Raw genomic sequence first — 11,785 nt, 5'->3', positions numbered from 1 at the left:
GAAGTGACTGAGCGTATTGTGCTGGCCTACTCCGGTGGCCTCGATACTTCCGTGGCCATCGGCTGGATCGGTGAAGCGACCGGCGCCGAGGTCATCGCCGTGGCGGTCGACGTCGGACAGGGCGGCGAGTCGCTGGAGACCATTCGCCAGCGCGCCCTCGGCTGCGGCGCCGTCGAGGCCTACGTGGCCGACGCCTCCGACGAGTTCGCCAACGAATACTGCATGCCCACCCTCAAGGCCAACGCCCTGTACCAGGGCCACTACCCGCTGGTCTCCGCGATCTCCCGCCCGGTGATCGTCAAGCACCTGGTTAAGGCCGCCCGCGAATTCGGCGCCACCACGGTGGCCCACGGCTGCACCGGCAAGGGCAACGACCAGGTCCGCTTCGAGGTCGGCATCCAGACCCTCGGCCCCGACCTGAAGTGCATCGCCCCGGTCCGCGACCTGGCGCTCACCCGCGACAAGGCCATCGCCTTCGCCGAGGAAAAGGGCCTGCCGATCGAGACCACCAAGAAGAACCCGTACTCGATCGACCAGAACGTCTGGGGCCGCGCCGTCGAGACCGGCTACCTCGAGGACATCTGGAACGGTCCCACCAAGGACATCTACGACTACACCGCCACCCCGGAGTTCCCCCCGGCCCCGGATGAGGTCATCATCTCCTTCGAAGCCGGCATCCCGGTCGCGATCGACGGCGTCAAGGTCACCCCGCTGCAGGCCATCCAGGAACTGAACCGCCGCGCCGGCGCCCAGGGCGTGGGCCGCATCGACGTCGTCGAGGACCGCCTCGTCGGCATCAAGTCGCGCGAGATCTATGAGGCCCCCGGCGCCATGGCGCTGATCACCGCGCACAAGCACCTCGAGGACGTCACGATCGAGCGCGAGCAGGCCCGCTTCAAGGCCACGGTCGGCCAGCGCTGGTCCGAGCTGGTCTACGACGGCCAGTGGTTCTCCCCGCTCAAGCGCTCCCTGGACGCCTTCATCGAGGACACCCAGAAGTACGTCTCCGGCGACATCCGCATGACCCTGCACGGCGGGCAGGCCGTCGTCACCGGCCGCCGCTCGGACACCTCGCTGTACGACTTCGACCTCGCCACCTACGACACCGGCGACACCTTCGACCAGTCCATGGCGCGCGGCTTCATCGAGCTGTGGGGCATGTCCGCCAAGGTCGCCTCCGGCCGCGACATCCGCGTCGCCGGAAAGTAGCCCGCGTGGCTGAGCATAAGTCCGAAGCCACGAACACCGGCGCGCTGTGGGGCGGCCGGTTCGCCGGCGGCCCCGCGGACGCCCTCGCGGCCCTGAGCAAGTCCACGCACTTCGACTGGCGGCTGGCCCGCTACGACATCGCCGGGTCCAAGGCGCACGCCCGCGTGCTGCACAAGGCCGGGCTGCTCGACGACGGCGAGCTGGCCGGCATGCTGGACGCCCTGGACCGGCTGGACGCGGACGTCGCCTCCGGCGCGTACACCCCGGCCGAATCCGACGAGGACGTGCACGGTTCGCTCGAACGCGGCCTGATCGAGCGGGCCGGGCCCCAGCTGGGCGGCAAGCTCCGCGCCGGCCGGTCCCGCAACGACCAGGTGGCCACCCTGGGCCGGATGTTCCTGCGCGACCACGCCCGGATCATCGCCCGCGGCGTGCTCGCCACGATCGACGCGCTGGTGGACCAGGCCAAGGCCCACCACGGCGTGGCGATGCCGGGACGGACGCACCTCCAGCACGCCCAGCCGGTGCTGCTCAGCCACCACCTGCTGGCCCACGCCTGGGCGCTGCTGCGCGACGTGCAGCGGCTCGCCGACTGGGACAAGCGCGCCGGCGTCTCGCCCTACGGCTCCGGCGCCTTGGCCGGGTCCTCGCTGGGCCTGGATCCTGAGGCCGTCGCCGCGGACCTGGGCTTCTTCTCCGCGGCGCACAACTCGATCGATGGCACCGCAGCGCGCGACGTCTTCGCCGAGTTCGCCTGGGTCTCCGCCATGATCGGGGTGGACCTGTCCCGGGTCTCGGAGGAAGTGATCCTCTGGGCCACCAAGGAGTTCTCCTTCGTGACCCTGGATGATTCCTACTCCACCGGCTCCTCGATCATGCCGCAGAAGAAGAACCCGGACGTGGCCGAGCTGGCCCGCGGCAAGGCCGGCCGCCTGATTGGCGACCTGACCGGGCTGCTGGCCACCCTGAAGGGCCTGCCGCTGGCGTACAACCGGGACCTGCAGGAGGACAAGGAACCGGTCTTCGACGCCGCCGACACCCTGGAGCTGCTGCTCCCGGCCGTCTCCGGCATGATCGCGACCCTGACGTTCAACACCGAGCGGATGGAGTCCCTGGCACCCCAGGGCTTCGCGCTGGCCACCGACATCGCCGAATGGCTGGTCCGCCAGGGCGTGCCGTTCCGCGAGGCGCACGAGCTCTCCGGTGCCGCCGTCAAGCAGGCCGAAAGCCGCGGCGTCGAACTCTGGGACCTGACCGACGAGGAATACGCGGCCATCTCGGAGCACCTCACGCCGGAGGTCCGCACGGTCCTGTCCACGGAGGGGTCGCTGAACAGCCGCAACTCCCAGGGCGGCACCGCTCCGGCCGCGGTCGAACGCCAGCTGCAGGCGCTCGAGGCCGAGCTGGAAGGCGTGCGCGCCTACGCCGGCTAGCCCCTCCGGACGCTCCCTCACTTCTGGCAGCGTTTCCACCGACGCTCCTGCACCCGTTGCAGGAGCGTCGGTGGATTTCCTGCCAAAGGTGAGGGAGCGTTCTGCGTTGGCCGCCGGAGCTTCCCGCTCTAGCATGGCGGAATGAGCGAATCCTTCCGGCGCATGCTGCGCGCCCTGCCAGACTTCCCGGCCGAGCTTCCCGACTTCGATCCGGAGCTGGCCCCGGAGGACCCGGAGCAGCTGTTCCGGCAGTGGTTCGACGATGCCCTGGCCGCCGGGGTGCCGCAGCCCAATGCCTGCAGCCTGGCCACCGCCGACGCGCAGGGCCGCCCCTCGGCCAGGATGCTGATCCTCAAGGACATCGACGACGCCGGCTGGCACTTCGCCACCTCCCGTGAGTCCCGCAAGGGCCGGGAACTGGCCGAAAACCCCAACGCCGCGCTCAACTTCTTCTGGCAGCCGCTGGGACGCCAGGTCCGCGTCGCCGGCGAGGTCCTGGAACTCTCCGCCGAGGCCTCCGCCGCCGACTGGGACGCCCGGCCCGGAGCCGACGGCAGCACCAACCCTGCCTGGCAGCTGTACGCACTGCGACCCAGGGAGCTCGAATTCTGGCAGGCCCGCCACGACCGGCGGCACATCCGGCACCGCTACGGCCCGTTCTAGCCGGCGCGAATCCCGTCCGCGACGCAGGACACCGGTTAATCCGGATTAATCAAAGTGCTCCGTTAGGATGGGCGCCATGACTTCCATCACCCCCGAAAACCTCCTGGCAGAACTCCGCCGCGCCGCCGACGTCGTGACCGGAGTCGCCGCCGGACTGGACGACGCCGCGGTGTCCGCGCCGTCGGAACTGCCCGGCTGGACCCGCGGCCACGTCCTGGCCCACATCAACGGGATTGCCACCGCCATGGCCCGGCAGGTGGAGCACGCCACCCGCGGGGAACGCGTCGAGCTTTACGACGGCGGCTTCGAAGGCCGCAACCGGGCCATTGAACTGGCCGCCGGCCACGGCGCGGACCAGCACCGCGCCGCCGTGGGCACGGCCATCGATCGGGCGCTGGCCGCCTTCGGTTCGCTCGACGAGGCGGGCTGGCGGGCGCCCATCACGTTCCGGGACGGCGTCGTCCTCGACGGCGGCCTGGCGCTCTGGCGCGAGCTGACCATCCACGCCACGGACCTTGGGACGGGCCGCGGCCCGGAGACCTGGAGCCGGCCGTTCTGCGAGCACCTCTTCGACTTCCTGGCCGCGCGGGTGCCCGAGGGGCAGCGGTTCGTGCTGCAGCCGCTCGGCCTGCCCTCGGTGGCCATCGGCGCGCCGGGCGGCCGCTCTACCGCCATCAACGGGATGCTGACCGACATCGCGGCCTGGCTCGCCGGGCGAACCCCCACCCTGGGCAGCCTGCGCGCCACCGCGGCGGCCGACGGCGTCGACCTTCCGGCCCTGCTGCCCTGGCCGGCGGGAGTCCCCGTCACGAAGTAGCAGGCGGAGCCCGGGGCACCTAACCCCGGGGCGCCTGCCCGGCCTCGCGGGCCAGCAGGCTTTCCTTGACGGGCAGGCCCCAGCGGAAGCCCCCCAGGGTCCCGTCGGTGCGGATGACCCGGTGGCAGGGGACGAAGAGCGCGGCGGCATTGAACGCGCAGGCGCTGGCCGCGGCCCGGACCGCCTTGGCGTTGCCGGCGAGTTCCGCGTACTCGGTATAGGTCACCGGGTGTCCGGCGGCGACGGTCCGAAGCATGTCCCAGGCGTGGGCACGGAACGGGCCCGATTTCTGCAGCACCGGCACCGCCATGGCAGCCTCCGGGCTGCCGGCGTAGAACTCCTCGACCGCCGCCGAGATGGCACCCAGGCCGGACACATCCTGGTACTCGGTGGGCCGTAGCGTGGGGTGGATCTGGCCGGTCAGGGCGCCCGGTTCCGCCGTCCAGCCCGAGGCCAGGACGGCGCCGTCGCGGGCAATGATGGTGAAGGGACCGTCCGGGGTGGACAGGGTCAGGAGCTGGGCCGTCATGTCGTTGCTTTCTTTCGTGGCTTGGTGGAGGTTCGGGCTGCGGCCTGCGCCGCTGCCGCCGCGCGCCAGAGGTGCATGGTGGCGTAGGAACGCCACGGGCTGACCTCGCTGAAATCGGGGGACAGGGTGGGGGAGCCCGGGACGGAGCCGGAGCCGGTGCCGGTGCCGGGGTCGGGCGAGGACCCTGCCACGGAACCGGCGGCCGCGGCGAGCGACCGGACGCCGTTGCGGACGGCGGCGTCGTTGGCCAGGAACACGTCCGGGGCGCCGAGCACGCGCATGGACACGTACCCCACCGTCCAGGGGCCGACGCCGGCCAGCGGCAGGAGCTTCGAGCGCAGGCTCTCCGGGTTGTCGCCGTAGCCGAAGTCCAGGCTGCCGTCCGCCATGGCCGCCGCGGCCCCGAGGATCGAGTCGATCCGCCGCCGCGGTCCGCGCAGCAGCTCCCGGCCGCCCCCGGCGATCTCCGCCGCGGTGGGAAACATCCGGTCCAGCCCGTCCGCGGGGACTGTGCTGTCCTGCCCACAGGCGGACAGTTGCGCCAGGGCGGTGCGGGCCGCCGCGACGGTGATCTGCTGGCCGATCATGGCGCGGACCAGCAGTTCCTGCGGATCGATCGCGCCCGGCATCCGCATCCCCGGCGCCTCGGCCACCGAGCCCCGCAGCCGGGGGTCCGCCCCCAGGGCGGCGTCGATCGCCGACGGGTCCGCGTCGAGATCCAGCAGCCGGCGGACACGGCTGAGCAGGGCCGGCAGGTCCCGCAGGTCCACCGCCCCGATGGTGAGCCGGAGTGGCCGGGCCGCCTCTTCTGCGGCGTACTCCACCCGGAACCGGGCGTCCCCGTGGGCCAGCCGCAGGGTGCGGGCGTAGGACCGGTCCGTGCCCTCCTCGACCCGGGGGTGGGCACGGACGGCCAGGAAACCGAAAACCCCGGGGTCGAACGGCGCCCGGTACGGCAGGCTCAGGGTCAGGGCCGTCGAGCCCGGTGCCGGGCGGGCAGGGCCGTGGTGGCAAGCGGTGGCGCGCAGCGCGGACGGCGTCATGGCGAACACCTCCGCGATGGTGTCGTTGAACTGCCGGACGCTGCTGAAACCGGCGGCGAACGCGACGTCGGTGGCCTTCATCGGCGTCGAGACCAGCAGCGTCCTGGCCGTCTGCGCGCGGCTGGCCCGGGCCAGGGCCAGCGGGCCGGCGCCGAGTTCGTGGCTGAGGATCCGGTTCAGCTGCCGGGCCGAGTAGCCCAGCCGGGCGGCGAGGCCCTCGACGCCGTCGCGGTCGATCACGCCGTCGTTGATCAGCCGCATCGCGCGGGCGGCGACGTCGGTGCGCACGTTCCAGGCCGGGGTGCCCGGGACCGCCTCGGGGAGGCAGCGCTTGCAGGCGCGGTAGCCCGCCTCGTGGGCGGCCGCGGACGTCTCGTAGAAGGTGACGTTGCCAGCCTTCGGCGTCCGGGCAGGGCACGATGGACGGCAGTAGATGCCCGTGGTGCGGACCGCCGTGTAGAACTGCCCGTCGAACCGGGTGTCCCGCGCGTCAATCGCCCTGTAGCGCTGCCAAAAATCCATTCCTCCATCCTGCCAGCCGCCGGACGGCCAAGCTAGCGGAAATCGGACACGGGCGTGAGGCCTCCCGGCAGTGTCCGGCCGGGGCCGTCCGGCAGACCCGGCCCGGGGACGTGTTTGCTACGGTCTGAGCATGGACTCCTCGCTGACGCCCGCGGCCGTGCGCGCCCTGTTGTCCGGGGACGCCCGGACCGTCGCGCCGCTGCTGCTCGGCGCCGTCCTGACCCACGAGAGCCATGCCGGGCACGTGGCCGTTCGGATCACTGAGGTGGAGGCCTACCTCGGCCCGGAGGACTCACTGCACCCGGACCCGGGTTCGCACACGTTCCGGGGACAGACCCGGCGCAACGCCCCGATGTTCGGCCCGGCCGGTCACCTCTACGTCTACTTCACCTACGGCATGCACCACTGCACGAACATCGTCTGCGGCCCCGAGGGCACGGCGTCCGCCCTGCTGCTGCGCGCCGGCGAGGTGGTTACGGGGGAGGAGCTGGCCCGTTCGCGGCGGCCGACGTCGAAGAGCCCCGCGGACCTGGCCAGCGGACCCGCCCGGCTCGCCACGGCGCTGGGACTGACGACGGCGGACAGCGGCCGGGACGCGCTGGCCGAGCCCTTCCGTCTCGAACTGCCCGCCGGTCCGGCCGCGGGCATCAGCTCCGGGCCGCGCGTCGGCGTCTCCGGGGCGGGCGGCACCAGCGACTATCCGTGGCGGTTCTGGCTCAGCGGGGACCCGACCGTCTCCCGCTACAAGGCCGCGAAACCCCGGCCCCGCGGCTCGGCTACCGGCCGGTAGAATTATTCGGTGAATTCCACCGAGCAGCACACCAGTACGTCCACCGGCGCCAGCGCAACCGGCACCGCCGAGACCGGCCCCGCCGTCGACGGCACGACCGAGACCGGCCCCGCCGTCGAGCACCTGATCGACAGCCTCTGCGCCACCGTGCCGGACTATCCCAAGCCCGGCATCACCTTCAAGGACCTGACCCCCGTCTTCGCCGACCCCGCCGCGTTCAAGGCCGTCGTCGATGCCCTGGTCCGGCCATTCCTTGGCACCTTCGACGCCGTCGCCGGCGTCGAAGCCCGCGGATTCCTGCTGGCCGCCGCCGCCGCGTACGCCACCGGCACCGGCGTCATCACCGTCCGCAAGGCCGGGAAACTGCCCCGCGCCGTGGTCTCGGAGGACTACGCGCTGGAATACGGCTCCGCCACCCTCGAACTGCACACCACCGACCTTGCACCTGGCAGCCGCGTCCTCATCCTCGATGACGTGCTGGCAACCGGCGGGACCCTTGGCGCCGCGGCGCGGCTGTTCGAACGCTGCGGCATCACCGTCGCCGGCGTCGGCGTCGTGATGGAGCTCGAGGACCTGGCCGGCCGGGCCGCGCTGGGACAGCAGCAGATCCACTCCCTGCTGCGGCTCTAGCCACGCCGCAGGGGGAGCCGCCCGGGTCACTGGACGGGCGCGGCCGCGTCGGTAGAATGCCTGCAAAGTCCGGCCGGAAGAAAACCGACATATTTCGGGAGAGATTGCCGAAATTGCCGTAGAATGGTTGGTCTGTCTTTTTCGATAGGGGAACGTTCCATGCACGACGCTGATTTGGCCCACGAGCGCGACTACGTGGCCGGCCTGTACGCCCGGTTGGATGAACTGCGGGCGGAAAAGCGGGCCCAGCTGGCCCAGGTCCGGCGCGCGGGCGCCGTCGGCACCATGCAGAACGTCTCCGAGCGCGACGCGTTCGCCGCCCTGTACGAGGACCGCCTCGCCCAGCTTGACGCCGTCGACGACCGGCTGGTCTTCGGCCGCCTCGACCTCGACTCCGGCGAGGAGCAATACATCGGCCGCATCGGCCTGACCACCGAGGACCTGCAGCGGCTGATGGTCGACTGGCGTGCCCCCGAGGCCGGCCACTTCTACCAGGCCACCGCGTTCGACCGGCAGGGCGTCCGCCGCCGCCGGCACCTGATCCTGCAGGGCCGGGAGGTCAAGGCGATCGAGGATGACGTCCTCGACGCCGACATGCTCGCCGACGACGACTCGCTCCAGGGGGAGGGCGCGTTGCTTGCGGCGCTGAACTCCAAGCGCACCGGCCGGATGTCCGACATCGTCAGCACCATCCAGTCCGAGCAGGACCGCATCATCCGCTCCTCGATCTCGGGCGCCCTCGTGGTCCAGGGCGGTCCCGGCACCGGCAAGACCGCCGTCGCCCTCCACCGCGCCGCCTACCTGCTCTATACGCACCGGGACCGGCTGAAGACCGCAGGCGTGCTGCTGGTCGGCCCGTCGTCGTCGTTCATGAACTACATCGAACGCGTGCTGCCCTCCCTGGGCGAGACCGGCGTCGTGATGGCGAGCCTGGGCCGGCTGATGCCCGGCATCCACGCCGTCGCGGAAGAGGATTCCGACGTCGCCGCGCTTAAGGGCCGCCTGGACATGGCCGGGGTGATCGCGAACGCGGTCGCCAACCGGCAGCGGATCGTCCCCGCCAACCGCACCCTCGAGGTGGACGGCCGCAAGCTCGTGCTCACCCCGCGGCAGGTCCGCCGCGCCCGGGACAAGGCCCGCGCCACCGGCAAGCCGCACAACGAGGCGCGCGTGACGTTCGTCAAAATCCTGCTGCGCGAGCTGACCGAGCAGATGACCGAGCTGGTCGAAGCCGGCAGCATCGGCAACAACGCGGACCGCTCATACCTGGCCGAGGACGTCCGCTCCGCCCGCGACGTGCGCGTGGCCCTGAACCTGTGCTGGATGCCGATGACGCCGGAGAAGCTCGTCAGCGAACTCTTCTCCAAGCCGGCCATCCTCGAGGCCTGCACCCCCCACCTCACCGCTGAGGAGCGGGCCCTGCTGCTCCGCCCCGCGGACGCGCCCTGGACCGAGGCCGACGTGCCGCTGCTGGACGAGGCCGCCGAGCTCCTCGGCGAACTCGACCCGGCGGCCGGACGCGGACTGGCCCAGCAGGAGCACGACCGGGCCCGGGACCTGGCCAACGCCAAGCAGACCCTGGTCAACATGGAGGCGGCCGGCGTGGACGCCCTGTTCACCGCCGAGGAGCTGGCCGACCAGAACCAGGAACGCGAGGCCCGGCTCACCGCGGCCGAGCGCGCCACCACCGACCGCACCTGGGCCTTCGGGCACATCGTGGTGGACGAGGCGCAGGAACTCTCGCCCATGCAGTGGCGGCTGCTGGTCCGCCGCTGCCCGCTGAAGTCCTTCACGATCGTCGGCGACATCGCCCAGACCAGCTCCGTCGCCGGGGCCAAGTCCTGGCAGAGCGCACTGGCACCCCTGTTCGGGGAGCGCTGGCAGCTCGAGGAGCTCACGGTCAACTACCGCACCCCGGCCCAGATCGCCGAGGCCGCGGCCAGGATGGCCAACGCCGCCGGTCTGGTCGTATCCGCGCCAAAGGCCGTCCGCGAGGGCCGCTGGGCCCCGGTGATTGACCAGGTCGCCCCGGGTGCCGTCGTGGAGCGGCTGGTGGAGGTCCTGCCCGAGGAGATCGACGCCCTCGAAGGCGGCCTGCTGGCGGTTATCGCCGACGGCGCGCTGCTCGGCGAGGCGACGGCGGCGCTGCGGTCCGTCTACGGCCGCCGGATCGGCACCGGGGCGGGCAGCTACGAGCAGGACATCGTGGTGATCAGCCCCCGTGAGGCCAAGGGCCTGGAGTTCGACGGTGTCGTGGTGCTGGAGCCCTCGGCGATGCTCAACCACGAGCACGGCCGGGTGGGGGACCTCTACGTCGCCATGACCCGGCCCACGCAGCGGCTGCGGCTGATCGCCGCCGCCGGGGTTCCCGCCGGTATCGAGGAGTAGGCAGGGGCGCGCCCCTGCTACCTTTGATTCCGTGTCCCAGCAAATTGATCTTCAGTCCCAGCAGAACGACCCGGGTTTCGCCAACATCTGGCAGGAGCTCACCTGGCGCGGCCTCGTCCACGTCTCGACCGACGAGACTGAGCTGGAGAAGCTCCTCGCCGGCGATCCGATTACGTACTACTGCGGCTTCGATCCCACCGCGCCAAGCCTGCACCTGGGGAACCTGGTCCAGCTGCTGGTGATGCGCCGGCTCCAGCTGGCCGGACACAAGCCGCTGGGCCTGGTGGGCGGCTCCACCGGCCTGATCGGCGACCCGCGGCAGACCGCGGAACGGGTGCTCAACACCCCGGAAACCGTCGCCGAATGGGTCGGCCGGCTGCAGGGCCAGGTGCAGCGCTTCCTCAGCTTCGAGGGGGAGAACGCCGCCCGGATGGTGAACAACCTCGACTGGACCGCGCCCTTGAGCGCGATCGACTTCCTCCGCGGCATCGGCAAGCACTTCCGCGTCGGCACGATGATCAAGAAGGACATTGTCGCCACCCGGCTGAACTCGGAAGAGGGCATCAGCTACACCGAGTTCAGCTACCAGATCCTGCAGGGCATGGACTACCTCCAACTGTTCCGCGACTACGGCTGCATGCTGCAGACCGGCGGCTCGGACCAGTGGGGCAACCTCACCAGCGGCACGGAACTGATCCGCAAGGTGGAGGGCAAGCACGTCCACGCCCTCGGCACGCCGCTGATCACCAACTCCGACGGCACCAAATTCGGTAAGAGCGAGGGCAACGCCATCTGGCTGGATGCGGAGATGTGCAGCCCGTACGCCTTCTACCAGTTCTGGCTCAACACGGCCGACGCCGACGTCGCCGCACGGCTCAAGGTCTTCACATTCCTCAGCCGCGCCGAGATCGAGGCGCTGGAGGCTTCCGTGGCCGAGCGTCCGTTCGCCCGGGAGGGCCAGCGGAAGCTCGCCTACGAGGTGACCTCCCTGGTGCACGGCGTCGAGGCGACCGAAAAGGTCATCGCCGCCTCCGCCGCCGTCTTCGGCGGCGGCGAGCTGGCCGGGCTCGACGCCGACACCCTGCGCGCGGCGACGGCCGAACTCCCGTCCGCCACCGTGCCGGCCTCGGACTTGGGCATCATCGACCTGCTGGTCGCCACCGGACTGGCCGAGAGCAAGTCGGCGGCCCGGCGCACCGTGGGGGAGGGCGGCGCCTACGTGAACAACGTCAAGGTCACCGATCCCGACGCCGTGGTGTCCGAAGCCGAACTGCTCCACGGCCGCTACCTGCTGCTGCGCCGCGGCAAGAAGAACCTCGCCACGGTGGAGGTTTCCCGCTAGCCGCTACGGCCGCCGTTTCCTCCTGCACGCTCCTCTCCAGACGTCCGTCCCCCGCGGGATTTGCACGTCCGGAGGGGAGCGTGTAGTGTTTTCTGAGTCGCCGCCGCTGAGTGGCGACCAACCCCCAACACTGAGAAGCAATTCTTCCGGCGCTGAACGCTGGGAATCGAAATTGATCCTCCTTTGCTGGGCGGATTCACTTTTACAGATGAATTCCGGATGAAAATACGGATTTGCAAAGTAGAAATGAATGAAATAAGCTGTAAACATCGCAGCGAAGAAATGCGAAACAAAAGAAATTGTTTCAAAAAGTATTCGAATGCTTCTGTTGTTTGAGAACTCAATAGTGTGCCAAGTTTGTTGATACCGATTGTTTTATTGATTGGTTGAAATTGCCGAATCGTGCCGCCCCTGTGGTG

At 70.5% G+C, this 11,785-nt stretch carries 11 protein-coding genes; 8 read left to right on the top strand and 3 right to left on the bottom strand.

Translation table 11 applies throughout. From position 1 onward, the window contains the following. The first annotated feature begins 3 nt into the window (after nucleotides 1-3). The 4 genes from AB0305_RS16280 (at nucleotide 4) to AB0305_RS16265 (ending at nucleotide 4,122) form a co-directional block, all read left to right on the top strand. On the top strand, nucleotides 4-1,209 hold the full coding sequence (locus AB0305_RS16280) for an argininosuccinate synthase (RefSeq protein WP_290258272.1): 1,206 nt from the start codon (nucleotides 4-6) through the stop codon (nucleotides 1,207-1,209). A gap of 5 nt (nucleotides 1,210-1,214) precedes the next feature. Further along, complete coding sequence (argH, locus tag AB0305_RS16275) at nucleotides 1,215-2,642, top strand: argininosuccinate lyase (protein ID WP_364137278.1); 1,428 nt, start codon at nucleotides 1,215-1,217, stop codon at nucleotides 2,640-2,642. A 141-nt stretch (nucleotides 2,643-2,783) separates the two neighbouring features. Next, nucleotides 2,784-3,305, top strand: coding sequence for a pyridoxamine 5'-phosphate oxidase family protein (locus AB0305_RS16270; protein ID WP_364137280.1), 522 nt, complete (start codon nucleotides 2,784-2,786; stop codon nucleotides 3,303-3,305). Between the two features lie 76 nt (nucleotides 3,306-3,381). Next, nucleotides 3,382-4,122: a maleylpyruvate isomerase family mycothiol-dependent enzyme gene (locus tag AB0305_RS16265; protein WP_364137282.1), complete on the top strand. Its 741-nt coding sequence runs from the start codon at nucleotides 3,382-3,384 to the stop codon at nucleotides 4,120-4,122. Nucleotides 4,123-4,141: 19 nt separating this feature from the next. Here AB0305_RS16265 and AB0305_RS16260 read toward each other — a convergent pair whose 3' ends face one another. Together AB0305_RS16260 and AB0305_RS16255 are read right to left on the bottom strand one after the other, a co-directional pair. After that, nucleotides 4,142-4,651, bottom strand: a complete 510-nt coding sequence (locus tag AB0305_RS16260) for a methylated-DNA--[protein]-cysteine S-methyltransferase (protein WP_364137284.1) — start codon at nucleotides 4,649-4,651, stop codon at nucleotides 4,142-4,144. Further along, entirely contained in the window at nucleotides 4,648-6,216 is a 1,569-nt protein-coding gene (locus AB0305_RS16255) for an AlkA N-terminal domain-containing protein (RefSeq protein ID WP_366173399.1), read from the bottom strand. The genes AB0305_RS16260 and AB0305_RS16255 overlap by 4 nt, the downstream gene beginning before the upstream one ends. 130 nt (nucleotides 6,217-6,346) lie before the next feature. Here AB0305_RS16255 and AB0305_RS16250 point away from each other — a divergent pair, with 130 nt between their 5' ends. The 4 genes from AB0305_RS16250 (at nucleotide 6,347) to tyrS (ending at nucleotide 11,366) form a co-directional block, all read left to right on the top strand. Beyond that, nucleotides 6,347-7,006, top strand: coding sequence for a DNA-3-methyladenine glycosylase (locus AB0305_RS16250; protein WP_290258265.1), 660 nt, complete (start codon nucleotides 6,347-6,349; stop codon nucleotides 7,004-7,006). Nucleotides 7,007-7,129: 123 nt separating this feature from the next. Then, complete coding sequence (locus AB0305_RS16245) at nucleotides 7,130-7,636, top strand: adenine phosphoribosyltransferase (RefSeq protein ID WP_364137334.1); 507 nt, start codon at nucleotides 7,130-7,132, stop codon at nucleotides 7,634-7,636. 159 nt (nucleotides 7,637-7,795) lie between these two features. Next, nucleotides 7,796-10,024, top strand: a complete 2,229-nt coding sequence (locus AB0305_RS16240) for an AAA family ATPase (protein WP_364137287.1) — start codon at nucleotides 7,796-7,798, stop codon at nucleotides 10,022-10,024. Nucleotides 10,025-10,055: 31 nt separating this feature from the next. After that, complete coding sequence (tyrS, locus tag AB0305_RS16235; protein WP_364137289.1) at nucleotides 10,056-11,366, top strand: tyrosine--tRNA ligase; 1,311 nt, start codon at nucleotides 10,056-10,058, stop codon at nucleotides 11,364-11,366. On the opposite strand, the gene AB0305_RS16230 is transcribed toward tyrS, so the two are convergent. Next, nucleotides 11,363-11,785, bottom strand: a 423-nt coding sequence (locus AB0305_RS16230; protein ID WP_366173396.1) for a hypothetical protein, incomplete at its 5' end; no start/stop codon positions are given. The two genes, tyrS and AB0305_RS16230, sit on opposite strands and share 4 nt — an antisense overlap.

Source organism: Arthrobacter sp. NPDC080086 (assembly GCF_040702285.1).
The sequence above is the reverse complement of the archived record's forward strand: the minus strand, read 5'-3'. Positions and strand labels throughout refer to the sequence as shown.

What these genes read in the sequence shown, in the direction of transcription:
- AB0305_RS16265 (WP_364137282.1), top strand. Translation starts at nt 3,382, where the DNA reads ATGACTTCCATCACCCCCGAAAACCTCCTGGCAGAACTCCGCCGCGCC.
- AB0305_RS16270 (WP_364137280.1), top strand. Translation starts at nt 2,784, where the DNA reads ATGAGCGAATCCTTCCGGCGCATGCTGCGCGCCCTGCCAGACTTCCCG.
- AB0305_RS16240 (WP_364137287.1), top strand. Translation starts at nt 7,796, where the DNA reads ATGCACGACGCTGATTTGGCCCACGAGCGCGACTACGTGGCCGGCCTG.
- AB0305_RS16260 (WP_364137284.1), bottom strand. Translation starts at nt 4,651, where the DNA reads ATGACGGCCCAGCTCCTGACCCTGTCCACCCCGGACGGTCCCTTCACC.
- AB0305_RS16255 (WP_366173399.1), bottom strand. Translation starts at nt 6,216, where the DNA reads ATGGATTTTTGGCAGCGCTACAGGGCGATTGACGCGCGGGACACCCGG.
- AB0305_RS16250 (WP_290258265.1), top strand. Translation starts at nt 6,347, where the DNA reads ATGGACTCCTCGCTGACGCCCGCGGCCGTGCGCGCCCTGTTGTCCGGG.